25 protein-coding genes are annotated in these 26,225 nt (G+C 51.7%); 22 read left to right on the top strand and 3 right to left on the bottom strand.

What is annotated here, in order from left to right; all coding sequences use genetic code 11:
- The first annotated feature begins 182 nt into the window (after positions 1–182).
- Both EBB54_RS11450 and EBB54_RS11445 read left to right on the top strand, forming a co-directional pair.
- Positions 183–863: a GntR family transcriptional regulator gene (locus tag EBB54_RS11450; RefSeq protein WP_125127525.1), complete on the top strand. Its 681-nt coding sequence runs from the start codon at positions 183–185 to the stop codon at positions 861–863.
- Positions 864–883: 20 nt separating this feature from the next.
- Complete coding sequence (locus EBB54_RS11445; RefSeq protein ID WP_125127524.1) at positions 884–2,080, top strand: NADP-dependent isocitrate dehydrogenase; 1,197 nt, start codon at positions 884–886, stop codon at positions 2,078–2,080.
- Positions 2,081–2,527: 447 nt separating this feature from the next.
- Here EBB54_RS11445 and EBB54_RS11440 read toward each other — a convergent pair whose 3' ends face one another.
- Entirely contained in the window at positions 2,528–4,387 is a 1,860-nt protein-coding gene (locus tag EBB54_RS11440; protein ID WP_125127523.1) for an IS1634 family transposase, read from the bottom strand.
- A gap of 270 nt (positions 4,388–4,657) precedes the next feature.
- Here EBB54_RS11440 and EBB54_RS11435 point away from each other — a divergent pair, with 270 nt between their 5' ends.
- The 15 genes from EBB54_RS11435 to EBB54_RS11365 all read left to right on the top strand — a co-directional run bounded on the left by EBB54_RS11435 (position 4,658) and on the right by EBB54_RS11365 (position 21,022).
- Positions 4,658–6,094 carry an acyl-CoA carboxylase subunit beta gene (locus EBB54_RS11435; protein ID WP_125127522.1) on the top strand — a complete coding sequence of 479 codons (1,437 nt, stop codon included), beginning with the start codon at positions 4,658–4,660 and terminating at the stop codon, positions 6,092–6,094.
- Positions 6,095–6,108: 14 nt separating this feature from the next.
- Positions 6,109–6,888: an OadG family transporter subunit gene (locus tag EBB54_RS11430; protein ID WP_125127521.1), complete on the top strand. Its 780-nt coding sequence runs from the start codon at positions 6,109–6,111 to the stop codon at positions 6,886–6,888.
- Positions 6,889–6,907: 19 nt separating this feature from the next.
- Complete coding sequence (locus tag EBB54_RS11425) at positions 6,908–7,282, top strand: biotin/lipoyl-containing protein (RefSeq protein ID WP_125127520.1); 375 nt, start codon at positions 6,908–6,910, stop codon at positions 7,280–7,282.
- 22 nt (positions 7,283–7,304) lie between these two features.
- Entirely contained in the window at positions 7,305–8,456 is a 1,152-nt protein-coding gene (locus EBB54_RS11420; protein WP_125127519.1) for a sodium ion-translocating decarboxylase subunit beta, read from the top strand.
- 17 nt (positions 8,457–8,473) lie between these two features.
- Complete coding sequence (locus EBB54_RS11415; RefSeq protein ID WP_004080767.1) at positions 8,474–9,889, top strand: oxaloacetate decarboxylase subunit alpha; 1,416 nt, start codon at positions 8,474–8,476, stop codon at positions 9,887–9,889.
- Positions 9,890–10,057: 168 nt separating this feature from the next.
- Entirely contained in the window at positions 10,058–11,851 is a 1,794-nt protein-coding gene (locus tag EBB54_RS11410) for an aminopeptidase P family N-terminal domain-containing protein (RefSeq protein ID WP_125127518.1), read from the top strand.
- A 19-nt stretch (positions 11,852–11,870) separates the two neighbouring features.
- On the top strand, positions 11,871–13,157 hold the full coding sequence (locus EBB54_RS11405; protein ID WP_125127517.1) for a BaiN/RdsA family NAD(P)/FAD-dependent oxidoreductase: 1,287 nt from the start codon (positions 11,871–11,873) through the stop codon (positions 13,155–13,157).
- A gap of 42 nt (positions 13,158–13,199) precedes the next feature.
- Entirely contained in the window at positions 13,200–13,856 is a 657-nt protein-coding gene (gene cmk, locus EBB54_RS11400; protein ID WP_125127516.1) for a (d)CMP kinase, read from the top strand.
- 14 nt (positions 13,857–13,870) lie between these two features.
- Positions 13,871–15,820 carry a bifunctional 4-hydroxy-3-methylbut-2-enyl diphosphate reductase/30S ribosomal protein S1 gene (locus tag EBB54_RS11395; RefSeq protein WP_004080762.1) on the top strand — a complete coding sequence of 650 codons (1,950 nt, stop codon included), beginning with the start codon at positions 13,871–13,873 and terminating at the stop codon, positions 15,818–15,820.
- A 183-nt stretch (positions 15,821–16,003) separates the two neighbouring features.
- Positions 16,004–17,323 carry an electron transport complex subunit RsxC gene (gene rsxC / locus EBB54_RS11390; protein ID WP_125127515.1) on the top strand — a complete coding sequence of 440 codons (1,320 nt, stop codon included), beginning with the start codon at positions 16,004–16,006 and terminating at the stop codon, positions 17,321–17,323.
- Positions 17,324–17,338: 15 nt separating this feature from the next.
- Positions 17,339–18,271, top strand: a complete 933-nt coding sequence (locus EBB54_RS11385) for an RnfABCDGE type electron transport complex subunit D (protein WP_125127514.1) — start codon at positions 17,339–17,341, stop codon at positions 18,269–18,271.
- Positions 18,271–18,882 (top strand): RnfABCDGE type electron transport complex subunit G, encoded by a 612-nt coding sequence (locus EBB54_RS11380; RefSeq protein WP_125127513.1) that lies wholly within the window; start codon positions 18,271–18,273, stop codon positions 18,880–18,882. Before EBB54_RS11385 ends, EBB54_RS11380 begins: the two co-directional genes overlap by 1 nt.
- On the top strand, positions 18,879–19,604 hold the full coding sequence (gene rsxE, locus EBB54_RS11375; RefSeq protein ID WP_125127512.1) for an electron transport complex subunit RsxE: 726 nt from the start codon (positions 18,879–18,881) through the stop codon (positions 19,602–19,604). The genes EBB54_RS11380 and rsxE overlap by 4 nt, the downstream gene beginning before the upstream one ends.
- Positions 19,605–19,617: 13 nt before the next feature.
- Positions 19,618–20,193: an electron transport complex protein RnfA gene (locus tag EBB54_RS11370; protein WP_004080757.1), complete on the top strand. Its 576-nt coding sequence runs from the start codon at positions 19,618–19,620 to the stop codon at positions 20,191–20,193.
- A gap of 16 nt (positions 20,194–20,209) precedes the next feature.
- On the top strand, positions 20,210–21,022 hold the full coding sequence (locus tag EBB54_RS11365; protein ID WP_004080756.1) for an RnfABCDGE type electron transport complex subunit B: 813 nt from the start codon (positions 20,210–20,212) through the stop codon (positions 21,020–21,022).
- 129 nt (positions 21,023–21,151) lie between these two features.
- Here the strand turns inward: EBB54_RS11365 and EBB54_RS11360 are convergent, their stop codons facing one another.
- Both EBB54_RS11360 and EBB54_RS11355 read right to left on the bottom strand, forming a co-directional pair.
- On the bottom strand, positions 21,152–21,541 hold the full coding sequence (locus EBB54_RS11360) for a Fic family protein (RefSeq protein ID WP_125127511.1): 390 nt from the start codon (positions 21,539–21,541) through the stop codon (positions 21,152–21,154).
- A 147-nt stretch (positions 21,542–21,688) separates the two neighbouring features.
- On the bottom strand, positions 21,689–22,669 hold the full coding sequence (locus EBB54_RS11355) for an FAD:protein FMN transferase (RefSeq protein ID WP_125127510.1): 981 nt from the start codon (positions 22,667–22,669) through the stop codon (positions 21,689–21,691).
- A gap of 244 nt (positions 22,670–22,913) precedes the next feature.
- Here EBB54_RS11355 and EBB54_RS11350 point away from each other — a divergent pair, with 244 nt between their 5' ends.
- The 5 genes from EBB54_RS11350 to zapA all read left to right on the top strand — a co-directional run bounded on the left by EBB54_RS11350 (position 22,914) and on the right by zapA (position 26,125).
- A complete protein-coding gene (locus tag EBB54_RS11350; protein ID WP_004080752.1) occupies positions 22,914–23,267 on the top strand; it encodes a NusG domain II-containing protein in 354 nt (117 codons plus the stop codon).
- A 50-nt stretch (positions 23,268–23,317) separates the two neighbouring features.
- A complete protein-coding gene (locus tag EBB54_RS11345) occupies positions 23,318–23,812 on the top strand; it encodes a Gx transporter family protein (RefSeq protein WP_125127509.1) in 495 nt (164 codons plus the stop codon).
- A gap of 117 nt (positions 23,813–23,929) precedes the next feature.
- On the top strand, positions 23,930–24,532 hold the full coding sequence (ruvA, locus tag EBB54_RS11340; protein ID WP_125127508.1) for a Holliday junction branch migration protein RuvA: 603 nt from the start codon (positions 23,930–23,932) through the stop codon (positions 24,530–24,532).
- 76 nt (positions 24,533–24,608) lie between these two features.
- Positions 24,609–25,610, top strand: coding sequence for a Holliday junction branch migration DNA helicase RuvB (gene ruvB, locus EBB54_RS11335; RefSeq protein WP_125127507.1), 1,002 nt, complete (start codon positions 24,609–24,611; stop codon positions 25,608–25,610).
- Between the two features lie 104 nt (positions 25,611–25,714).
- Positions 25,715–26,125 carry a cell division protein ZapA gene (zapA, locus tag EBB54_RS11330; protein WP_004080740.1) on the top strand — a complete coding sequence of 137 codons (411 nt, stop codon included), beginning with the start codon at positions 25,715–25,717 and terminating at the stop codon, positions 26,123–26,125.
- Positions 26,126–26,225 lie beyond the last annotated feature (100 nt).

The following is a 26,225-nucleotide window of genomic DNA, read 5'->3' as shown; positions in this document are numbered from 1 at the left end:
CGTGAACTGCAAGACATTCAATGTCTGTATGCAGTCCTTTGAAATTCTTATATTGACAAGAATTGTATAAATGTATACAATTATACAGACAGCCATTTTTTGGAAAAAGCTTACGTTTGAGAGTTTACATCGGAACACCTGTTTCGGATGCATGACTGGTTTGGTATTGACGGGAGGGAATCATGGAGGGATATCAGGAAAATTCTTTGAGAAGCCATGTGTTCCGAAGTATTCGGGACGGCATTTTGAATGGAACATATAAAGAGCAGGAAGAGCTTCGGGAGGTTGCCCTTGGAAAAGAACTGGGGGTCAGCAGGACGCCGGTCCGGGAGGCCCTTCGGCAGCTTGAGCTGGAAGGGCTGGTAACGATCATCCCTAATAAGGGGGCGTATGTGACCGGGATTACGGACAAGGACATCCAGGACATCTATGAGATGCGTTTTATGCTGGAAGGGCTCTGCGCCCGGTGGGCCACGGAGCATATCACGGAGGAGCAGCTTGAGGAGCTGGAAGAGATCATTTTTCTTTCGGAATTTCATGCAAGGCGGGACGGCAGCGGTGCACAGCAGGTAACGGATCTGGACGGCAAGTTCCATATGGTTCTGTATGAAGCATCCCAGAGCCGGATACTGAGCCATGTGCTGACGGATTTCCACAGATATTCCCTGATGGCGAGAAGGTCTTCCATGGTCTCGGAGGAGCGGGCCAGAAAATCCATCCGGGAGCATAAGCAGATCCTGCGGGCGATCCGGGATAAGGATGCGGACCTGGCGGAACAACTGGCAAATGAACATGTGCTCCATGTGATGCGCAACCTGCAGAAGCAGGAGACACAAGAGCAGGAGATCGAAGGGCAGCGATGAGAAACAGGAGGGTACAGCCAATGGAAAAAATAAAAATGACAACGCCGATCGTGGAAATGGACGGGGACGAGATGACCCGGATTCTCTGGAAGATGATCAAGGATCATTTGCTGGAGCCGTTTATCGAGCTGAATACGGAGTATTATGACCTGGGACTGGAACACCGCAACGAGACGGACGACCAGGTCACCGTGGATTCCGCCAACGCCACGAAAAAATATAAGGTTGCCGTAAAGTGCGCCACCATCACGCCCAATGCGGCACGTATGGACGAGTATGACTTAAAGGAGATGTGGAAGAGCCCCAACGGTACGATCCGTGCCATTCTGGACGGCACCGTATTCCGCGCGCCCATTGTGGTGAAAGGAATCGAGCCCTGCGTCAAGAACTGGAAGAAGCCCATCACCATTGCAAGGCACGCTTACGGGGATGTATATAAGAACACGGAGATGAAGATTCCGGGCCCCGGAAAGGTGGAGCTGGTCTACACTGCCGGGGACGGAACCGAGACACGCGAACTGGTGCATGAGTATACCGCTCCCGGGGTAGCCCAGGGAATGCACAACCTGAATCCGTCCATCGCAAGCTTCGCGAGAAGCTGCTTCAACTATGCCCTGGACACAAAGCAGGACCTCTGGTTCGCAACCAAGGACACGATCTCCAAAAAATATGACCACACATTCAAGGACATTTTCCAGGAGATCTACGACGCAGAGTATGCGGACAAATTCAAAGCCGCAGGAATCGTCTACTTCTACACCCTGATCGACGACGCGGTAGCCCGTGTCATGAAGTCCGAGGGAGGCTACATCTGGGCCTGCAAGAACTACGACGGCGACGTGATGAGCGATATGGTCTCATCCGCCTTCGGTTCCCTGGCTATGATGACCTCCGTCCTCGTATCCCCGGACGGCTACTACGAATACGAGGCCGCCCACGGCACCGTACAGCGCCACTACTACAAGCACCTCCAGGGAGAAGAGACTTCCACCAACTCCGTAGCCACCATCTTCGCCTGGACCGGCGCCCTCAGAAAACGAGGCGAACTGGACGCAAACCAGCCCCTGATGGATTTCGCCGACAAACTGGAAAAAGCCACCATATCCACCATAGAGTCCGGCGAAATGACCAAAGACCTCGCATTGATCACGACGATGGAAAACCCGACAGTACTTAACAGCGAGGATTTCATCAAAGCCATCGCCAAAAGGCTCTGATCAAAGAGACTCTGATGAAAGAGACAACAAACTATATTTTGTGTGATAGGGGATGCCAAAACGGCATCCCCGCTGTTTTTTTACCCCCCCATTCCCCTCCGCTTCGTCCCGGTCAGTCATCCGCTGCGGCAGAAATCCGCAGTGCTGCCGGTACACAGCTCAGACAGGGAGGATGGCCCGAAGGAACCTCTCAAAAAACGCCGGCGCTTAGCGAGGTTTTTTCGAGCTTAGCACCGCTGCGTTTTTTGCGAAGCGAAAGCGGGGTGACGCGGGCCATCCTCCCTGTCTGAGCGTCCCCTCCCCACCCACAAGCATTTCTCCCATTTTCCACTTTTTTTGATTGTAATTTCCCGTTTTCGACACTTTGAAAATTTAAAAACTCCGATAATCCTTATAAATACTGGGATTGCCGGAGTTTTCTTTGGCAAAAAATGTTGTATGTAATCGCTATCCTAAAATTTTTTTTATTTTTTTATTCAGTTCCGTTGGTTTGTAATGAAGTCTATCCAAATCTAAAGATGTTAATTGGTTCAGTGCATCAAGTGCTTTGCTGCCATTGTAGAGTGCCATATACTCGACATCATGTATATTCGTTACATTCATGTTTTTCAATGTGGTGATCAGATTCTCCGGAGTGACATGTGTCCCCTGATCATCCAGCCTGGCCTCAAGCAAGCGATATACCAGCAATGCCGTATAGCATATCAGAAAGTGCGCCCTGATACGATTCGGCAATCGATGGTTTACAGGTCTCCCGGTGAAATTCGTTTTCATGATCCTGAAACAATCCTCTATCTGATATCTCTTGTGTGAAACTGCCAGAATTTCCTTGGCCGGGTCACAAAGGTTTGTTGCTGCGGCATAATATCCGTCATATTTCTCTTCTTCTGCAATCTTCGATTCGTCGAGAACATATTCAATGGTTGCTTTTTCGCCAGATTTTGTATGAGCGACCCGCTTCAAAAATCGTTTTACATCATTTGGCCCTTTTTTTATTTCTTCCGGATCTTTTTTCTCTAACAGCTTTCGTGCACGTTCGATTTGGCGGTCACGTACAGTTCTCTGATATTCCATCATTTTTCTTGAAAACGTTATGATCAGGCGCTGTTTGAGAGTGCCGGTTGCTTTCACGCGTTTGACTTTGCCATTTTTTAATATTTTTTCTTCGTACAGCCCAAGATCAATGACCTTATCTGCAAGGACTACCTTATACGCGAAATCATTATATAGTTTCAGGTTTTCTTTCTTGTGTCTGTCAAAGCCCTTCATATCTTCTATTTTTATCAAGGTGTCGTTGGACAGCAGCCGGTAATCGCAGTCATTGAATACCGCCTGTTTGAGTGCATTACTAAGTTTTTTGATGGACTGGGTCACAATAAAGGCCCGGCCCCCCATACTGTTAAATTTGCGGATGTTATAGGAACCCAGGCCGGCATCCGCACAATAAATGAATTTGGAACCATCTATCATTTTAAGGACTTCTTTTTCTAAAGGGATTGCCGTAAGCTGTTCACTGGTATTACCGGAATGGAGGCACATGGTGATGGGAATGCCCCTGCTGTCCATGAAAAGTCCCATCTCTACAATCGGGTTCGGGCGGTGTTCTTTGCTCAGGCCATATTTTCTCAATCCATGGATCACCTCACCGGTCACTTCATCCACGATATCTTCGTCGGGCTGTTCGCACTCGAAGTAGAAATTCGTACAGTCATAATAAAGGACAGAAGTATCACGTTTGACGATCGAATTGCTATACTTAAAAAGCCACATCAGGTAATCGTCATAATTATTTTCTAAAAGATCCATAAACCGGAGGATGTGCTGGTAATCGAAATCCGGCTGCTCGTAGTAGGAATCCCGGCGGTTCCAGGTGGCAAGCTTAGAGCTGGGATCCAGGATTCTCGCGTAGGTAAGGAAACGTGAGATTGTAAAACAGTCATATGTAACTCTCCGGGTGTCCGTTTTCTGGCGAAAGAATTCTTTAAGGCTGAGATGTTTCATAATATTCTGAAGAAAGAAATATCCGATGTTGACCCAGTTGGAGGAAGAGGCTTCAAGCTCTGTAGATTTCACCTTTTCGTTAAAATCGGCAGTCAGATTAAAAGTGACTTTACCAACGCGGTACTCTTCATTCATTTTTCTGATTTCTTCTCTGACATATGCTTCCGGATCGTCTGTTATTTTGAGAAGTTCAGAATGCTTCCCGAAGTTTTTGACATTTCGAGTGGTAGTTTTTTTCCCATTTCGGATTCCCTGCTGTGCGTAATAGGTAGGATCCTTGAGACGTTTATCAAAGTAAAGCTTCATAGAACATCACCTCAAAAACATTATATCACAAACATACAGCACATACAACATAAAAACAAGAAAAATTTGACAAAAAAATACGCCTACCATAAGGCTTTAGAACAATTTTTCATACTTGAAACTGTCGAAAACCCGTCCCCTCCCCACCCACAAGCATTTCTCCCATTTTCCACTTTTTTTGATTGTAATTTTCACCCAATTAGTTTATACTAAAATAGGCATAAATTTTGGTTTAATTTATACAAACTTTTTTATATGGAGGGCTAAAATATGAGCTACAATGCAACTGGGAACCCAGCAAGCAGAAGAATTGCCTCAATGCTTGATGAGGGAAGCTTTGTTGAGATCGGCGGCGCTGTGACTGCCAGAAGTACCGATTTCAACCTGCAGGCAAAAGAGACTCCATCCGATGGTGTCATCACCGGATACGGGGTGATCGATGGTAATCTGGTGTATGTATACAGCCAGGATGCGACCGTATTAAAGGGCGCGGTAGGCGAGATGCATGCAAGAAAGATTGCGAACATTTACGATATGGCAATGAAGATGGGTGCGCCGGTGATCGGTCTGGTTGACTGTGCGGGCCTGCGTCTTCAGGAAGCGACCGATGCGCTGGAAGCGTTCGGAAGCCTGTACCATAAGCAGGCTTTTGCCTCCGGTGTGATTCCGCAGATCACCGCGATCTTCGGAATGTGCGGCGGCGGCCTTGCGGTAGTTCCCGGACTGACGGATTTCACATTTATGGAAAGCAAGGAAGGCAGACTGTTTGTGAACTCCCCAAATGCCCTGGAGGGAAATGAAATTTCCAAATGCGATACATCCAGCGCCGAGTATCAGAGCCGGACTTCCGGACTGGTGGACGGTATTGGGACAGAAGAAGAGATTTTAGGCCAGATCCGTACTCTGATCAGTATGATTCCGGCCAACAATGAAGATGATAATTCCTATGAGGAATGCCTGGACGACCTGAACCGTGTCTGTGCGGATATTGCCAATGCATCCGAGGATACGGGCATTGCGCTTGCGCAGATTTCGGACAGCCAGGTGTTCTTCGAGGTGAAGAAGGAATATGCAAAAGAGATGGCGGCAGGCTTCATCCGTCTCAACGGCATGACGATCGGCGCCCTTGCAAACCGCTCCAAGATCTACGACGCGGAAGGGAACGCGGAGAGCTTTGATACCGTGCTGACGGTGGACGGCTGCAGGAAGGCAGCGGATTTCCTGAACTTCTGCGACGCGTTTTCCATCCCGGTCCTGACGTTGACCAATGTGACCGGTTATGAAGCGACAAAAGCAGCGGAAAAGGATATGGCAAAGAGCGTTGCGAAGCTGACCTACGCATTTGCCAACGCGACGGTGCCGAAGGTGAATGTGATTGTGGGCAAGGCTTACGGCAGCGCTTACGTGGCGATGAACAGCAAGTCCATCGGAGCGGATCTGGTCTACGCATGGCCGGATACACAGATCGGTATGATGGATTCCGCGCTTGCGGCGAAGATCATGTACGCGGATGCGGATGCCGAAGTGCTCAAAGAAAAGGCGGCGGCTTACAAAGAGCTCCAGTCCAGCCCCATGTCTGCGGCAAGGCGGGGATATGTGGATGCGATCATTGAACCTGCAGACACCAGAAAATATGTGATCGGCGCATTTGAGATGCTGTTCACAAAAAGAGAGGATCGTCCCGACAAAAAGCACGGTACGGTTTAGTGAGGTGAGGCGAAGTGAAGAAAAAATTAAGTATAGCAGGACTTGTCCTTATCCTGATCTTCTGCCTGGCAGGATGCGGAAGCAAGTCAGCGGAAAAAGAGTATGATCAGGAAAGGCTGCAGCAGTATGCCCAGGGGATCATCGATAATTTCAGCAAGATGTCAGAAGAGGAGTTTGAACAGTATCGGTCCATGCCTGATTACAACCTGGATTATACACTGATGATGACAGGATTTCCGATCTCGGGAGAAAACTTCCGGACTATGATTGACGCCTGGAAGTCCGGCAGGGAGGACTGCGGTGAATTTCTGGAAATCGGTGATTTCACGATGGAGGTCACCAACACAGGCGCAGTGCTTTCGGCTCCTCTGAAAGGGGAAGAAAGAGATGCCGATCTGCAGTTTGCCTTTGACGAGGGCGGGCAGATGGAGAGCATCACGGTCAACGCGCACTATTCGACGCTCGAGATCCTGAAAAAAGCCGGGCTGAATACGGTCCTGGGAATGGGAACCGTATTCGTGGTTTTGATTTTCATTTCATTTATTATTTCACTGTTTGAGAAGATTCCGGCATTGGAAGAGAAGTTCCGCAAAAAAGAGACTGCTCCGGCAGCGCCTGCACCGGCCCCGGCAGCAGCGGCAGAGCCGGCAGCGGAGGTACAGACCGATGACAGTGAACTGATCGCCGTGATTGCGGCAGCGATCGCAGCGGCGGAGGGAACGACCACCGACGGATTCGTGGTACGTTCGATTAAGAGAAGAAAATCCAATAAATGGAATGCATCCGTAAGGTGAAATAAGGAGGAAAATAAAAATGAAAAATTATACGATCACAGTAAATGGAAATGTCTATGATGTAACGGTAGAAGAGAACGGCGCAGGCGCGGCTCCGGCAGCAAGACCTGCGGCAGCGGCGGCTCCGGCACAAGCTCCGAAAGCGGCTCCCGCAGCGCCCAAGGCAGCGGCAGGTGCAGGCAGCATCCAGGTGAAAGCCGGTGCGGCAGGCAAGGTATTCAAGATCGAGGCCAGCGTCGGACAGAGCGTACAGGCCGGTGACCCGGTTGTCATTATCGAAGCCATGAAGATGGAGATCCCGGTTGTTGCCCCGGAGGCAGGAACAGTTGCTAGTATTGATGTAGCAGTCGGCGATGCAGTAGAAGCAGGAGCAGTATTGGCTACATTAAACTAGTGTAAATACGGAGGTTTAACAAATGGAATATATTTCAAATACGTTGGGACACCTCATTGAGCAGACCGCGTTCATGAACCTGACCTGGGGGAATGTCATCATGATCGTGGTTGCCTGCGTGTTCCTATATTTAGCAATCAGGCATGAATTTGAGCCGCTGCTCCTTGTTCCGATTGCCTTCGGTATGCTGCTTGTCAATATCTATCCGGATATCATGCTCCATGCCGAGGACTCCTCAAACGGAGTGGGCGGACTCCTCTACTATTTTTATGTGTTGGATGAATGGGCTATCCTTCCGTCCCTGATCTTCATGGGCGTCGGCGCGATGACCGATTTCGGACCGCTGATCGCCAATCCGAAGAGCTTCCTTTTAGGAGCGGCAGCACAGTTCGGTATCTTTGCGGCTTATCTGGGTGCCATGGCAATGGGATTCTCGGATAAGGCAGCGGCAGCGATCTCCATCATCGGCGGGGCGGACGGGCCGACCTCCATTTTCCTGGCAGGAAAGCTGCAGCAGACCGCGATCATGGGGCCTATCGCCGTGGCGGCATATTCCTATATGTCCCTGGTACCGATCATTCAGCCTCCGATCATGAAGCTTCTGACGACAGAGGAAGAGCGGAAGATCAAGATGGAGCAGCTTCGTCCGGTCAGCAAGCTGGAGCGGATTCTGTTTCCCATCGTCGTAACCATCGTTGTCTGTGTGATCCTGCCTACAACGGCTCCCCTGGTTGGTATGCTCATGCTGGGTAACCTGTTCCGGGAGTGCGGCGTGGTAAGACAGCTCACAGAGACAGCTTCCAATGCGCTGATGTATATCGTAGTCATCCTGCTGGGAACATCCGTAGGCGCGACTACAAGCGCTGAGGCATTTTTGAACTGGAGTACGATTAAGATCGTAATCCTCGGACTGGTGGCGTTTGCATTCGGAACGGCAGCCGGAGTCCTGTTCGGAAAGCTGATGTGCAAGGCGACCGGAGGCAAGGTGAATCCGCTGATCGGTTCCGCCGGCGTATCCGCGGTTCCGATGGCAGCCAGAGTTTCCCAGAAGGTGGGTGCGGAGGCAGATCCGACCAACTTCCTTCTGATGCATGCAATGGGACCGAATGTGGCCGGGGTAATCGGTACTGCGGTGGCAGCCGGAACCTTTATGGCGATATTTGGTGTAAAATAAAATGGAGGACAAATTGAATGGCAGAAATAGCAAAAAAACCGGTAAAAATCACAGAGACTATTCTGCGTGACGCGCATCAGTCCCTGATCGCTACAAGAATGACGACAGAGCAGATGCTGCCGATCGTGGAGAAGATGGACAAGGTCGGATACCATGCGGTAGAATGCTGGGGAGGCGCAACCTTTGACGCATCCTTGCGTTTCCTGAAGGAAGATCCGTGGGAGCGGCTTCGGAAGTTCCGCGACGGATTTAAGAATACAAAGCTGCAGATGCTCTTCCGCGGGCAGAACATCCTGGGATACCGCCCCTATGCGGACGACGTGGTAGAGTACTTCGTACAGAAGTCCGCGTCAAACGGCATCGACATCATCCGGATCTTTGACTGTATGAACGATATCCGCAACCTGCAGACAGCCGTAACGGCAGCCAACAAGGAAAAGGCGCATGCGCAGGTTGCCATGTCCTACACACTGGGCGACGCGTATACGCTGGAATACTGGATGGATCTGGCAAAGCGGATTCAGGATATGGGTGCAAACTCCATCTGTGTCAAGGATATGGCGGGCCTTCTCTGCCCGTATCAGGCAACGGAGCTTGTAACCGCTCTGAAGGAAGCGGTGGAGATCCCCATCGAGATGCATACACACTATACCTCCGGTGTAGGCTCCATGACCTACCTGAAATCCATCGAGGCAGGGGCGGACATCATCGACACCGCAATGTCGCCCTTCGCACTGGGAACCTCCCAGCCGGCCACAGAGGTTATGGTGGAGACCTTCAAAGGGACGCCTTACGATACAGGGCTGGATCAGAACCTTCTGGCTGAGATCGCGGACTATTTCCGTCCGATCCGGGACGAGGCTCTCGCAAGCGGCCTGCTGAACCCGAAGAACATGGGCGTTAATATCAAGACACTGCTGTATCAGGTACCGGGCGGTATGCTCTCCAACCTGACAAGCCAGCTCAAAGAACAGGGTGCGGAAGACAAGTTCTACGACGTGCTGGAAGAAGTGCCGCGTGTAAGGGCAGACCTTGGGGAGCCGCCATTGGTTACTCCTTCTTCCCAGATCGTGGGAACTCAGGCCGTGTTCAACGTACTGATGGGCGAGCGCTATAAGATGGCTACCAAGGAGACCAAGGACGTGCTGACCGGTAAATACGGCGCAACCGTAAAACCGTTCAATGCGGAGATCCAGAAGAAGGTTGTGGGAGAGGACGCCGAGATCATCACCTGCCGTCCGGCAGACCTGATCCCGGACGAGCTGGATACGCTCCGCAAGGAATGCGCGCAGTGGATTCAGCAGGATGAGGACGTACTCAGCTACGCGCTTTTCCCACAGGTGGCGGTAGACTTTTTCAAGTACAGGGAAGCCCAGCAGACAAAGGTAGATGCCAAGGTGGCAGATACGGAGAACGGGGCTTATCCGGTATAAGACAATAGATGAAATGACAGTAAAAAGCCGGGGCCGGTTTCCTCCACATGAAAAGCGGCGTCGGCTTTTTTTCAGGAAGTCAAAGACCCCGCAGCAAGCTGACGGGGCATCAAAATTATAGCGCAGCAATCTGCTTCGCGGGAATAAATGAATGAAGGGGCAAAAAACATGACAGTTCGGGAAAGAATTGAGAAGCTTCAGGAACAGATGAAGAAAAAGGATATACAGATTTATATTGTTCCCACCGCAGACTATCACCAGAGTGAATATGTGGGGGAGCATTTTAAAGCGAGAAAATTTCTGACAGGCTTTACCGGGTCTGCGGGTACGGCGGTGGTTCTGCAGGATCAGGCGTATCTGTGGACGGACGGCAGATATTTTATCCAGGCGGCCCAGGAGCTGAAAGAAAGCGGGGTTGTCCTGCAGAAGATGGGAGAACCGGAGGTGCCAACCATCGAAGAATTTTTGAAAAAAGAACTCACGGACCAGGGCGTGATCGGATTTGACGGCCGCACGGTGGGAGTCGCGAAAGGGCAGGAATACGCGGAGATTGCGGCGGACAAAGGCGGCAGCGTGCGCTATGACCTGGATCTTGTGGATGAAATCTGGGAAGAGAGACCGCCCCTTTCCGAGAAGCCGGCGTTTCTGCTGGATATCCGGTATGCCGGGGAAACCGTGGAGAAAAAGCTGTCCCGGGTGCGCAAAGCCATGGAAGAGCAGAAGGCGGATGTGCTGGTGATCACCAGCCTGGATGATATCGGATGGCTTCTGAATATCCGGGGAAATGATGTGGAGTATTTTCCGCTGCTCCTTTCCTACGCGGTGGTTGGGAAGGACAGGGTGGACCTGTATGCGGATGAGCGGAAGTTTTCCGGGGAGATCCTGGCGCATTTTCAGGAAAACCATGTCAAGGTCTATCCTTATGACGACATCTATGAGCGGATGAAGCGTTTTACAAAGGATGAGACCGTGATGCTGGACCCGGAGCAGATGAACTATGCCCTGTTCAGCAACCTTTCCGGGGAGGTTTCCAAAGTGCAGGCAGAAAATCCGATCCTGATGATGAAGGCGGTGAAAAATCCGGTGGAGGCAGAGAACATCCGAAATGCCCACATCAAGGACGGGATCGCCCACACAAAGTTCATGTACTGGCTGAAAACAACCATCGGGAAAGAACGGATCACGGAGCTGAGTGCCTCTGCCAAGCTGGAAGCCCTCCGGGGGATGCAGGAGCATTTCTTAGGCCCCAGCTTCGGGCCGATCTGCGCCTATAAGGAGCACGCGGCATGCGCCCACTATTCTTCCACGCCGGAAACGAATGTGGAACTGAAAACAGAGGGGCTTTTCCTGACCGACACCGGCGGACACTACTATGAAGGCTCCACGGACATCACCAGGACGGTTGCCTTAGGAGAGATCACCGGGGAAGAGAGGCGGCATTTTACCACGGTCGTGTGCGGAATGCTGCGTCTGGCGGACGCCAGGTTTTTGTACGGCTGTTCAGGCATGACGCTGGATTATGCCGCGCGGGAGCCGTTCTGGAGGCAGGGGATCAATTATAACCACGGAACCGGACACGGCGTGGGATATCTGGGAAATATCCATGAGCCGCCGGCCAATTTTCACTGGAAGAAGGTGCCCGGCAAATCCAAATATCCGGCCCTGGAGGTTGGCATGGTGATCACCGACGAACCGGGTATTTATATAGAAGGTTCTCATGGAATCCGGATCGAGAATGAGCTGATGGTGGCGGAAGGGGAGAAGAATGAATACGGGCAGTTCCTGCATTTTGAAATCCTCACATACGTACCCATCGACCTGGATGCCATCGACCCGGGGCTGATGACAGAGCAGGAGAAGCAGCTTCTCAACGACTACCATCAGAAGGTATATGAGAAGATCGGCCCCCATCTGACGGAGGAAGAGAGAACGTGGCTGAGAGAATATACAAGAGCAATCTGATGCGAAAGAAGAATAGACGATGAGCAAAGTATTGGTGGCAGGCGGCGGGGCTGCCGGAATGATGGCGGCCATCGCCGCCGCCGGGAACGGACATGAAGTCCATGTATTTGAAAAAAATGAGAAGCTTGGAAAGAAGCTTTTTATCACAGGCAAGGGCCGGTGCAATCTGACCAATGCCTGCGATCTGGATACGCTGTTCGCTTCCGTAGTCAGCAATCCGAAGTTTTTGTACAGTGCTTTTTACGGATTCACCAATGAACAGGCGATGGATTTTTTTGAAAACCTGGGGCTTAAGATCAAAACGGAGAGGGGAAACCGGGTGTTTCCCGCATCAGACCATTCTTCGGATGTGATCCGTGTGCTGGAGCAGGAGATGAAGCGCTTAGGAGTGCAGATCCATCTGCACTGCGAGGTGAAGGACGTGCTGACGGAAGACGGGGCGTTTTCCGGGCTGCTTTTAAAAAAGGGGAAACAGGTGGAAGGGGACGCCTGCATCCTGGCCACAGGAGGGCTTTCCTATCCGTCCACCGGAAGTACGGGGGACGGGTACCGCTTTGCGGCAGATTCCGGCCACAGGATAACGAAGCCAACGCCTTCCCTGGTCCCCATGGAAGTGAAGGAATGGTACGCAAAAGAACTTCAGGGGCTTTCCCTGCGCAATGTGGCGGTATCGGTATATGACGGGAAAAAGAAACTGTATGAAGAATTTGGGGAAATGCTGTTCACCCACTATGGGGTCAGCGGCCCGGTGATCCTAAGCGCCAGCAGTGTGGTCGGAGGGCGGCTGACAGCCCAAAATGCTTCGGAGGATGGGGCGGCGGAAGATGCCGGGCAGAAGAAGCAAAGGGTTCGGGAGCTGACCTTGAAGATCGACTTAAAGCCCGGATTGACGGCAGAGCAGTTGGATCAGCGGATCTTGCGGGATTTTGAGGAACAGAAGAACAGACAGTTTAAAAATGCCGTAGACAAGCTGTTTCCGGCCAAGCTAAAGCCGGTCATGATCGAACTTGGTCAGATCCCGCCTGAGAAAAAGGTGAATGAGATCTCCAAGGAGGAACGGCGGGGATTTGCGGAACTGATCAAAAATTTTCGGATGACTCTGACGGGGCTTCGGGGATTTCAGGAGGCAATCATCACACGGGGCGGGGTCAGCGTCAGGGATGTGGATCCGGGCACCATGGAATCCCGGCATGTGAAGGGGCTGTATTTTGCCGGGGAAGTGCTGGATCTGGACGCGCTTACCGGCGGATTCAACCTGCAGATCGCCTGGTCCACAGGATATGCGGCGGGGAATGCCGTTTCATAATATTGTCTGAATTAGTTTGTATAACAGGAGGAGTCGTGTATTATGGGATATAACGTAGCCATTGACGGCCCGTCAGGGGCGGGCAAAAGCACCATCGCGAAGCTGGTGGCAAAGGAGAAGGGATACATCTATGTAGATACCGGCGCCATGTACCGGGCGCTGGCCGTTTACTTTCTGGAAAAAGGGATCGCCCCGGAGGACAGGGCGGGAATCATTGCCGCCGCCGGGGAGGCGGAGGTAAGCATCCGCTATGAGGAGGGCGTGCAGCAGGTCTATCTGAACGGAGAAAACATTTCCTCCAAGCTGCGGGCTGAGGAGGTAGGCAATATGGCGTCTAAGACCTCCATTATCCCGGAGGTGCGGGAGCGGCTTCTGGAGCTGCAGCGTTCCCTGGCCCGGGAGAAGGATGTGATCATGGACGGCAGGGACATCGGAACCAACATCCTGCCCGGCGCGGATGTGAAGATCTATCTGACAGCCAGTGTGGAGACACGGGCCCGGCGCAGGTATGAGGAACTCATCGAAAAAGGCGCTGCCTGCGATTACCAGGAGATCGCAAAAGACATCCAGGAGCGGGATGACCGGGATATGAACCGGGAGGTGGCTCCCCTTAAGCAGGCTGCGGACGCCGTGCTGGTGGACAGCTCGGATATGACCATCGCGGAAGTGGTGGAGAAGATCGCCGGATTATGCAGGTGAGAGGATCTACATCTATGAACGTAATTTTAGCAAAAACCGCCGGCTTCTGTTTCGGCGTGAAGCGTGCCGTGGACACGGTATATCGGGAGCTGGCCCGGGAGGACGGGGGAAAGATCTACACCTATGGCCCCATCATCCACAACGAGGAAGTCATCCGGGACATCGAACAGCGGGGGGCCGTGGTCCTTCGGACGGAGGACGAGCTGGACGCCGTCGCCGGGGGGACGGTTATCATCCGTTCCCATGGGGTGGAGAAGCGGATCTGCGACAAACTGAAGTCCAAACACATTTCCATCGTGGACGCCACCTGCCCCTATGTGAAAAAAATCCACAACATTGTCCGGAAGGAAAGCGAAAAGGGAAATTATATCGTCATCATCGGCGACCCGTCCCATCCCGAGGTGCAGGGCATCCGCGGATGGGCCGGGGAAAACGCGTCGGTGGTCCGAAATGCGGAAGAGATAGAAGAACTTTCCAGAAATATTGAAAATTATTTCTCAAAACCGGAAAATCATTCCAAAATTCCTGAAAAAAAAGTGTGTGTTGTGGCCCAAACGACATTTAATTACAATAAATTTAAAGATTTAGTTGAAATTATTTCCGAAAAGAGTTATGATATAATTGTTTTAAATACAATCTGCAATGCAACTAAGGAACGACAGATGGAGGCCCTGCGTATTGCGGAAAAGGTGGATGCAATGATTGTGATTGGAGACAAGCACAGTTCTAACACCCAGAAGTTATTTGAAATATGTGCGAAAGCATGTAAGGATACGTACTACATACAGACACTTGACGATTTGAATTTGAATCAATTAGGGTCAGTGGAAACAGTAGGTATTACAGCGGGGGCGTCCACGCCCAACAAAATAATTGAGGAGGTTCAAATAATGTCAGAGTTATCTTTTGAACAAATGTTAGACGAGTCATTCAAAACAATTCACAATGGAGAAGTTGTAGAAGGGACAGTAATTGATGTAAAACCCGATGAGATTATCCTCAATATTGGATATAAAGCAGACGGAATTATTACAAAAAATGAATATTCCAATGACTCCTCCCTTGATCTGACAACGGTTGTCTCCATAGGGGATGCCATGACAGTGAAGGTACTGAAGGTGAATGACGGAGAAGGACAGGTGTTGCTGACTTATAAGAGACTGGCGGCAGAAAAGAGCAATGAAAGGCTGAAAGAAGCTTTTGAGAATAAAGAGGTATTGAAAGCAACAGTGACCCAGATCCTTGGCGGCGGTTTGTGCGCAGAGGTAGAAGGTGTACGCGTCTTTATTCCTGCAAGCCTGGTGTCCGACTCTTATGAGAAAGACCTGAGCAAATACGACGGAAAAGAGATCGAATTTGTGATCAGCGAGTTTAACCCGAGAAGAAACCGCGTCATCGGCGACAGAAGGCAGCTTCTGGTTGCGGAGCGCGCAGAGAAGCAGAGAGAATTGTTTGCACGCCTGCAGGTAGGCGATACCATCGAAGGCGTTGTAAAGAACGTGACAGATTTCGGCGCGTTTGTGGATCTGGGCGGCGTTGACGGTCTGCTCCATATTTCCGAGATGTCATGGGGAAGAGTGGAGAATCCGAAGAAGGTATTCAAGGTTGGAGACAACTTAAGAGTCCTTGTAAAGGATATCAACGATACAAAGGTTGCACTCAGCCTGAAGTTCCCGGAGACCAATCCGTGGGCGCATGCGTCCGAGGATTTTGCGGTTGGTTCCGTGATCACAGGAAAAGTAGCGCGTATGACAGACTTTGGTGCGTTTGTAGAGCTGGCACCGGGAGTAGACGCACTGCTCCATGTATCTCAGATTTCCAGAGCGCATGTCGATAAGCCGGCAGACGTACTTTCCATCGGACAGGAGATCCAGGCGAAGATCGTGGACCTCAACGAGGCGGACAAGAAGATCAGCCTGAGCATGAAGGCTCTTGAGATGGCAGAGCAGGCGGATATGGAGTAAGGATGCCTGAGTGAGAGAAGAGACAACTGGACGGGGACATAAGGGTTTCCGTCCTTTTTTCTTGTTAAAAATCCGTCAGGATGTTCCCAGAAAGATACAATAAAATCATGAATTTTACTGGATTTTGTATACAAAGTACTGTAGAATGTATCATGTGATATAGAAGAAAGGAAGGAAAAAAGAATGGGACTTTTAACTTTTAAGGGTGGTATCCATCCCAACGACGGCAAGAGCCTGGCAAAAGACCAGCCGATCACGGAAGTGATGCCGCAGGGTGATCTGGTGTATCCACTTTCCCAGCACATCGGTGCGCCGGCTATCGCAGCCGTGAAAAAGGGCGACTATGTGTTAAAAGGCCAGAAGATCGCAGATGCGGGCGGCTTTGTATCCGCGCCTGTATATGCGTCTGTGTCCGGGACTGTGAAAGCGCTGGAAAAACATTTGAATCCAACAGGCAGCAGTGTGGATTGTATCGTCATTGAGAATGACGGAGAATACAAAGAAGCAGAAGCTGCTCCGGTGAAGCCGCTGGCTGAGATGACAAGGGACGAAATCCTGGGCCGGATCGGGGACGCCGGGATTGTCGGCATGGGAGGTGCAGGTTTTCCGACCCGTGTAAAGCTTTCCCCCAAGGAGCCGGAGAAGATTGAGTATATAATCGCGAACTGCGCGGAGTGTGAGCCGTATATCACTGCGGACTACAGAAGAATGCTGGAGAATACCGAGGAACTGGTCAGCGGAATGCGGGTCATCCTTTCCATGTTCGAGCACGCCCAGGGAATCTTCGGCGTGGAGGACAACAAGAAAGACTGTATCGCAAAGCTTGAGGAGGCTGTCAAGGATGAGCCCCGGATGAAAGTCTGCGCGCTGCAGACCAAGTACCCCCAGGGGGCGGAGCGCCAGCTGATCTACGCGCTGACGAAGCGCGCCATCAATTCCACCATGCTTCCCGCGGACGCAGGCTGCATCGTGGACAATGTGGAGACACTGGTCGGCATCCATAACGCGGTGATCAACGGAAAACCGCTGACAGAGCGGATCGTGACCGTCAGCGGGGATGCGGTGGAGAAGCCGGGGAACTTCAAGGTGCTGCTGGGAACCAACCACCGGGAGCTGATCGAGGCGGCAGGCGGGTTCAAAAAGGAACCGGAAAAGCTGATCTCCGGCGGGCCCATGATGGGATTTGCCATGATCACGCTGGATGCGCCGGTGACCAAGACCTCTTCCGCGATTCTGGCCTTCCAGGAGGACATTGTGGCAAAGGCCATGTCCACGCCCTGTATCAACTGTGGCCGCTGTGTGGAAGTATGCCCCAGCCGGATCATTCCGTCCAGGCTTGCGGACTATGCGGAGCGCCACGATGAGGAGACATTTACCTCACAGAACGGTTTGGAGTGCGTGGAATGCGGCTCCTGCAGCTACGTCTGTCCGGCAAAGCGTCCGCTCAAGCAGTCCATCGGTTCCATGAGAAAGATTGCCCTTGCAAATAAAAAGAAGAAATAGAGAGGTGAAAGAACAGTGAATGGAAAATTAAACGTATCATCCTCCCCGCATATCCGGGATAAGGTGACAACCAGCAATATCATGCTGCTGGTAGTGATCGCACTGTTGCCTGCAACTTTCTTTGGAATCTATAACTTCCGACATGAGAATGCATGGCTGCTTGTTGTGGTTACCACAGGTACGGCAGTGCTGACAGAATACATTTATGAGAAACTGATGAAAAAACCGATCACCATCAAGGATTTCAGCGCGGTGGTGACAGGCCTGCTTCTGGCACTGAACCTGCCGCCCACACTGCCGCTCTGGATGGGAGCGCTTGGCTCTGTGTTCGCGATTCTGGTGGTAAAGCAGCTGTTCGGCGGGCTGGGACAGAACTTCATGAACCCGGCGCTGGGGGCAAGGTGTTTCCTTCTGATCTCCTTTACCGGACGGATGACTTACTTTGTATATGACGGCGTGACCGGGCCGACTCCACTTGCGGATTTAAAGGCAGGGGAAGCGGTCAACTCCATGAACATGCTGGTGGGGAACATTCGGGGAACCATCGGGGAGACCTCCGTACTGGCCATCATGCTGGGCGCTATGCTCCTGCTTCTGATGGGGATCATTGATCTTCGGATTCCGGGTACATATATCGCAAGCTTTGTGGTCTTCATCGTACTGTTCGGAGGACACGGACTTGATCCCCAGTATATCACCGCCCATCTCTGCGGCGGCGGCCTGATGCTGGGCGCATGGTTCATGGCCACCGACTATGTGACCTCCCCCATCACCAAAGGGGGACAGATCGTATACGGGATCTGCTTAGGAGTGCTGACCGGACTGTTCCGTCTGTTCGGCAGTTCTGCGGAGGGCGTATCCTACGCGATCATCATCAGTAACCTTTTGGTTCCGTTGATCGAAAAGGTTACTCTTCCAAAACCATTTGGTAAAGGAGGAGAAAAATAATGAATAAAATAGTGAAAAATACCCTGATCCTGTCGGCCATTACCATCGTTGCGGGATGCCTTCTGGGGCTGGTCTACGAGATCACCAAGGCCCCCATTGCGCAGGCTCAGGAAAATGCAAAGCAGGAGGCTTATAAGACGGTGCTTGCGGACGCGGCGGAGTTTACGGTGGACGACACACTGGATGCGGCAGCCGCGGCGAATGTACTGCAGGAAGCCGGATATACCGGAGACGATATCGCGGAAGTGGCCAAGGCATTGGACGCATCCGGCTCGGTGATGGGATATGTGATCACGGTTACCTCCCACGAAGGCTACGGCGGGGATATCAAGATTTCCGTGGGAATCCTGTCCGACGGCACGGTAAAGGGAATCGAGATGCTTGAGATCAGCGAGACGGCCGGCCTGGGAATGAAGGCGGCAGAAGATGATTTCAAAAACCAGTTCAAGGATAAGCAGGTAGAGAAGTTTTCCTATACAAAGAGCGGAGAGGATGGGGACGACAAGATCGATGCCTTAAGCGGCGCCACCATCACCACCAACGCCGTGACGAATGCGGTGGACTGCGCGCTGGTTTATTTTCAGAATGTGTTAGGAGGTAGTGCTCAATGAATAAGTATACAGAGAGGCTGTACAACGGCCTGATCAAAGAAAATCCTACCTTCGTGCTGATGCTTGGAATGTGTCCGACGCTGGCGGTTACCACCTCGGCTATCAACGGGATCGGAATGGGGCTTTCCACGACGGTGGTTCTGGTATTGTCCAACATGCTGATCTCCATGCTGCGTAAAATTATACCGGATTCGGTGCGTATTCCGGCATTTATCGTTGTAGTTGCGTCCTTCGTGACCATCGTGCAGTTTCTGCTGCAGGGATTCGTTCCCAGCCTGTATGCGTCATTGGGACTCTATATCCCATTGATCGTAGTAAACTGTATCATCCTGGGAAGGGCAGAGAGCTATGCGTCCAAGAATCCGGTGCTTCCGTCCATCTTCGACGGGATCGGAATGGGCCTTGGATTTACGGTGGGCCTGACAGCCATCGGTATTGTGCGTGAGCTGCTGGGCTCCGGCAAGGCGTTCAATGTCCAGGTTCTGCCCTCCTCCTATGAGCCGATCACCATCTTTATCCTGGCGCCTGGCGCATTTTTCGTGCTGGCAGGACTGACAGCCCTGCAGAACAAGGCGAAGAAGCGGGCCGAAGCAAAGGGCGACCCAAAAGCGGAGCTGATCGGATGCGGTACGGACTGTGCGTCCTGCGGTAAGAAGGCGGCCTGCGGGGCGGCTTCCGAGGCAAAAGCAGGCAAATCCGCGGATGCCGGAAAAACAGAGTAGGAGGGGATAGAAGATGAAAGAATTATTATTGATCGCGGTTGGTTCCGCATTTGTAAATAATGTCGTACTCAGCCAGTTCTTGGGAATCTGTCCGTTCCTCGGCGTTTCCAAAAATGTAAAGACGGCAGGCGGCATGGGCGGCGCGGTAATTTTCGTAATTTCCATCGCTTCCCTTGTAACGAGTATCATCTATAAATGTATCCTGGTGCCGGCACATGTGGAATACCTGCAGACCATCGTGTTTATCCTGGTCATTGCGGCGCTGGTGCAGTTTGTGGAAATGTTCCTGAAAAAGTCGATGCCGCCCCTGTACAATGCGCTGGGCGTATACCTTCCGCTGATTACGACCAACTGTGCGGTACTGGGCGTTGCCCTGACCAATGTGCAGAAGTCCTACAGCATCCTGGAAGGGCTGATCTACGGGATCGGTACGGCTGTCGGATTCACGGTGGCTATCGTACTGATGGCCGGAATCCGGGAGAAAATCGAATACAACGACATTACGGAATCATTCCAGGGAACTCCCATTGTGCTGGTAACCTCCGGCCTGATGGCGATTGCGTTCTTCGGATTTTCCGGACTGATTTAAGGAGGGAAGAAAAAGCATGAGCATGACAGGAATTTTACTGGCCGCCGTCATTGTCGGCGGAACCGGATTGTTGATCGGCGTCTTCCTTGGAATCTCCGGCAAAGCCTTTGCCGTGGAGGTGGATGAGCGTGAGGAAGCCATCTTAGGCGTCCTTCCGGGAAATAACTGCGGCGGCTGCGGATATGCGGGCTGTTCCGGACTGGCTGCGGCCATCGTCAAAGGAGAGGCGGAAGTGGGCGCCTGTCCGGTAGGCGGCGCGCCGGTGGCGGCAAAGATCGGTGATATCATGGGGCAGGCGGCCGGAGACCAGGTGCGTCAGACCGCGTTTGTGAAGTGCGGCGGAACCTGTGAAAAGGCGCAGGATGAGTATACATACTATGGAATCCAGGACTGTACCATGGCCAGCATGATGCAGGATACCGGGCCGAAGGGCTGCGATTACGGCTGTCTGGGCTTTGGCTCCTGTGTGAAGGCATGTCCTTTTGACGCAATCCATGTAGTGGACGGGATCGCGGTTGTAGATAAGGAAAAGTGCAAGGCCTGCGGAAAATGTATTGCGGCCTGCCCGAAGAAGCTGATCGAGCTGGTTCCCTATGACCAGAAGACTTTTGTACAGTGTAATTCCAATGAAAAAGGAAAGGCTTTGATGGACGTATGTCTTGTGGGCTGTATCGGCTGTAAGCTGTGCGAGCGCAACTGTGAGGCGGGAGCCATCAAGGTGACCAATTTCCTGGCCCATATTGATGCACAGAAGTGTACGAACTGCGGTGTCTGCGCGGATAAGTGCCCGCGGAAGATCATTACGCCGCGGAAGATTCCGGTATCGTAACAGAATTTAGAAAGATTTGGAAAATTGACAGGGAGGATGATGCGTTTGGCGCATGATCCTCCCTTTTGTGGTCTGCGGGATTGCGGCGCTGGTATTCAGGAATGCAGCAGGAACAGAATCCGCAGAAGCTTATTCCGCGGCCGGTTCCGGATTGATGGAAAGGTATTCGTCCAGCCGTGCTTCCTCCAATGCGGCGATCATCTCCGCGAATGGTATATCCTTCATAGAAGACTCATCCAAAGGCTTTCCTTCTGCGACGCGTTTTTTTACATAAGTGAAGGCTTTTGCATGATTGGCTACTTCATAGATCTCGCGGATCGTTTTTCCGCCAACGGAGAGACCGTCCTCCAGAATGGCTTTGGTCTGGATCAGTGTAAGCGTGTTGCCTTCGATTGCTGTGGAGTTGTGCGCATATTCGATATCAAAGCTTCGGTCGAAGCTCTCTAGCGCTTCCCTGGGAAGAATGTCCCGTATTTTGCTGAACTGCTCCTTCTTTTGTAAAAGGCGTTCCCATGTCATGAATGTTCACCTCGCTTTTGCTTCATGTCAGAAAATATTATACAATGGACAGTTTAAAATGGCAACCTTAAGCAATACGAGGAACAGAATAGATCAGGCAAAGTCAAACGATGAAAACGGGCTGGGAGGGCTTAAAGCCCTCTGCGTTCACTGGTATCCCGCATAGTGCAGGCTGTAATCTTCGGTCACAAAGACGGCCTGTACATCCCCCAGGCTTTCCGCCAGAGCGCTTCCCTCTTCCAGGCCCAGGGCAAAGCAGCAGGTGCTGAGCGCATCCCCGTCTGCGGAGGAATCGGTGATGACGGTTGCCTGGAGCAGGCCGTTGGCATAGGGATAGCCTGTCTCGGGGTCAAGGATGTGGTGGTAAAGGCGGCCGTCCTTTTCAAAATATCGCTGGTAAACCCCAGATGAGACTACGGAGCGGTCCTGAATTTCCACAGTATCAATGGGGATATTCTGTTCATCAAAGGGCTTCTGGATGCCGATGCGAAAGGGGCTTCCGTCACTGGACGTACCCAGGGTGAGGACATTTCCGCCCAGATTGATCAGGGCATGCTCCACACCCTCTTTTTTCAGATATTCTTTCAGCCGGTCGGCAATGTAACCCTTGGCAATACCGCCCAGGTCTATTTTTGCCTGCGGGTCCTGGAGTGTGACCGTACAGGCTTCTTCATCAATCAGAACTTTTTTGTAATCCACATGGGAGCGGGCTTCCTCGATGGCCGCGGCGTCCGGAATCACATGGTCCGGGTTGTCCGTAAAATTCCAGAGGTCGCTTAAGGGTGCAATGGTGATGTCAAATTTTCCACCGGACAATTCACAGTATTTCAGCCCCAGAGAGATCAGATCCAAAGTTTCCTGAGAGACCTTCACAGGACTTCCGGCGGATGCGTTGATTCGGGATACTTCGCTGGTTTCGATCTTATTGCTGAAAAGCGCTTCGTAGGCTTCGCAGATTTCTTTGCATTCTTCCAAAACAGAAGTACGGACGCCCCATGCGTCAATCTGGATTACGGTATCAAAATAAAGTCCTGCAACACTCAGTTTCTCATCCTTACGCGGGAGGGAGCAGGAGGACAGGGCCAGAATCAGTAAAATGATGATAAGAAATGCAGTTGCTTTTTTCATAGGTCGTTCCTTTCCAATATCCTGTGCAGTCTGACAGCACCAAATATATTATATCCGGGGAAAAGAAAGAATACAATCCTTATCTTTCTCAATTACATTCAGGGGCAAAATATCGTTACTGTTCACACCCTTTGGGTGCTCCAGTAAGAAAATATCCGGGCGAACAGATATTCGGAAAGAGTTGCAATCTTGAAAGGTATATGATATGATGTTCAAAGAAATCGGCAGAGCTTTGGGAGGCGCTATGAAGAAGAACGATTGGATTCTGATTGCAGTGGTGCTGGCTGTGTCCGCTGTTTTTCTTGGGGTTTATTTTTTTCGGCCTCAGCAGAAGGACGGCGCGGCAGTCGTTACCATAGACGGGGAAGTATTTGGCTCCTGGCCGCTTTCGGAGGACCGTACCGTTGAGATTGGGGATGGGAACCGTCTGGTGATCAAGGACGGAAAAGCAGACATGGTTTGGGCGGACTGCCCGGACAAGCTGTGCGTGAACCAAAAGGCAATTTCACGGGAAGGGGAGAGCATCATCTGTCTGCCCAATAAAGTAGTGGTTTCCATTACAGGCGGAGAGGAACGGGAGTTGGATGCGGTCACGTGACGGTTTTACCGAATGAATGGGGGCGCAAGACTGGCGGGAGGAATCTATATTTGAGATACAAAGCAGCATATTTCGGTGTATTTACGGCACTGGCACTTATTTTCAGTTATATCGAGACATTGGTTCCCATCCAGTTTGGGGTTCCCGGGATCAAACTGGGGCTTGCAAATCTGCTGACCGTGATCTTTCTATATAAAAGGAATGCAGGGGAAGCGTTCCTTTTGGCGGTCGTGCGCGTCATCCTGTCCGGCTTTATGTTCGGGAACCTGTTCAGTATTCTGTACAGCCTGGCGGGCGGGATTTTGAGCCTGCTTGTGATGGCGGCCCTGAAAAGAACCGGGAAGTTCAGCGTGATGGGAGTCAGCGCCGCAGGCGGAATCTCTCACAATGTAGGGCAGCTTCTCGTGGCGATGGCTGCCGTGAAGACTTACCGGGTGGGGTATTACTTTCCGGTTCTTCTGATTGCGGGGGTGATGACCGGGCTGCTGATCGGCGTTGCCGCAGACCAGGTATTGAGACGGCTGAAGAATTTTCGGTTTGAGTAGCGGGCCTATGCAGGGGTATGGGCGGTTAGAGTCCACGGCTGCAGGGCATCCGGCCGAAAATTGTAAATACGGGCGTATCTGTGAAGGCAGGGATACAGATAAGGGAGGCATACAGGAATGATATCTTACATCAGAGGAACACTTGCGGCGATGGAACGGGATAAAGTGATCGTGGATGTCCAGGGCGTGGGCTACGGCGTTTTTATGCCTGAGCGCGCCATGGGGCTTTTGCCCCGGATTGGGAATGAAGTCAAGCTTCACACCTATCTGAATGTCCGGGAGGATGCCATGCAGTTATTCGGGTTTCTCACCCGGGATGATCTGGCCATTTTTAAGCTGCTGATCGGGGTCAGCGGCATCGGGCCGAAGGGAGGGCTGGGAATTTTGTCCCAGCTTTCGGCGGATGATCTGCGTTTTGCGGTTCTGGCGGGAGACGTGAAGGCGATTTCCGCCACGCCGGGAATCGGAAAAAAGACGGCGGAGAAGCTGATCATTGAACTGAAAGACAAGCTGGATCTGGATGAGATGCTGCATCCCTCAGGCCAGGTGGAAACGGCAGGATCTGCGGATACAGCAGTCAATTCGGTGCAGTCGGAAGCTGTCCAGGCGCTGGTGGCCCTCGGCTACGGAAGCACGGAGAGCTTAAAGGCCGTGAAGAAAGTGAATCTGGAAAATACCACGGTAGAGGAAGTGCTTAAGGAAGCATTGAAGAACTTCTGATTATGCCGTATCTTCTGAACGAAGGATCTATACAAACAAATCAAAAAGATATGGGGTTACATAACAGGGGAGTTATATGGGAAAGAGGATCATTACAACAGAAAATCTGCAAGAAGATATCAAAATAGAAAATCATCTCCGGCCGCAGCTTTTAAAGGACTACATCGGCCAGGAGAAGGCCAAGCAGACGCTGGGAATCTACATCAGCGCCGCAAAGGAGCGCGGCGACGCGCTGGACCATGTGCTGTTCTACGGCCCCCCGGGACTGGGGAAGACCACATTGGCGGGGATCATCGCCAACGAGATGGGCGTGAACATCAAGATTACCTCCGGGCCTGCCATCGAGAAGCCGGGGGAGATGGCTGCCATCCTGAACAATCTCCAGGAAAACGACATCCTGTTCGTGGACGAGATCCACCGGCTGAACCGTCAGGTGGAGGAGGTACTGTATCCTGCGATGGAGGATTATGCCATCGACATTCTGATCGGAAAGGGAGCCACGGCGCGTTCGATCCGTCTGGATCTTCCCAAGTTTACCCTGGTGGGTGCCACTACCCGGGCAGGGATGCTGACCGCGCCGCTGCGGGATCGGTTCGGGGTTATCCATCACCTGGAATTTTATACAGAAGAGGAGCTGACTACCATCATTCTGCGCTCGGCCCGTGTGCTGGAGGTGGAGATTGAGGAACAGGGGGCCAGGGAGCTGGCCAAGCGTTCCAGAGGTACCCCGCGTCTAGCCAACCGTCTGTTAAAGCGGGTGCGCGATTTCGCGCAGGTGAAGTACGACGGTGTGATCACGGAAGCCGTGGCGGATTACGCGCTGGATCTTCTGGATGTGGACCGGTATGGACTGGATCACATTGACCGGAATATCCTTCTGACGATGATTGAGCGGTTTCAGGGCGGCCCGGTGGGGCTGGATACCCTTGCGGCATCTATTTCCGAGGATGCGGGAACATTGGAAGACGTCTATGAGCCCTACCTTCTGAAAAACGGATTCATCCAGCGGACTCCACGGGGGCGGGTGGTAACCGAACTGGCATACGCCCACCTGGGGATCGGGGCAGACGGGGCCTGATCCGCTTTCTTTTCTGAAAGAAGTGGTAATTCATGGAAAAAACAGTTGGTTTTTGTTGGCGGATAGTTTATAATAACAAATAACAAACGCAAGGGGAGGAAGCTATGAGTTCAGCAAAACATTTTACAGAAGTACTCATCGGAGGAAAAGTTTATACTTTAAGCGGATTTGAGGGAGAAGAATATCTGCAGAAGGTATCTTCTTATCTGAACCATAAGATTACGGAATGTGCGAACAGTGATGGTTACCGCAAGCAGAGCGCAGACACTCGCAATGTACTCCTTGCCTTGAATATTGCGGATGATTACTTCAAAGCGAAAAAGCAGGGAGATTCCCTGGAAAGTGATATTGAACTGAAAGACAAAGAGATGTACGACTTGAAGCACGAGTTGATTTCTGTACAGATCAAGCTGGAGAACGCGGAAAAAGAACTGGCGAAGATGAAGGAAGAAAACAATGACCTGCAGATGCAGATCGTGAAACTGGAAACCGAGATGAAGAACCGGAGAAAATAAGATCCGAACACTGTCCGCAGCAAAAAACGGCAGGACGGCTTTGCGGCCCTGCAAAAGTGTGATGCCGCGCAGACAAAGGGACGTATTTTTTTCGGCAGTA

The sequence above is a fragment of the Schaedlerella arabinosiphila genome (genome assembly GCF_003885045.1).
GTDB classification, from domain to species: Bacteria; Bacillota; Clostridia; order Lachnospirales; family Lachnospiraceae; genus Schaedlerella; species Schaedlerella arabinosiphila.
The sequence above is the reverse complement of the archived record's forward strand: the minus strand, read 5'-3'. Positions and strand labels throughout refer to the sequence as shown.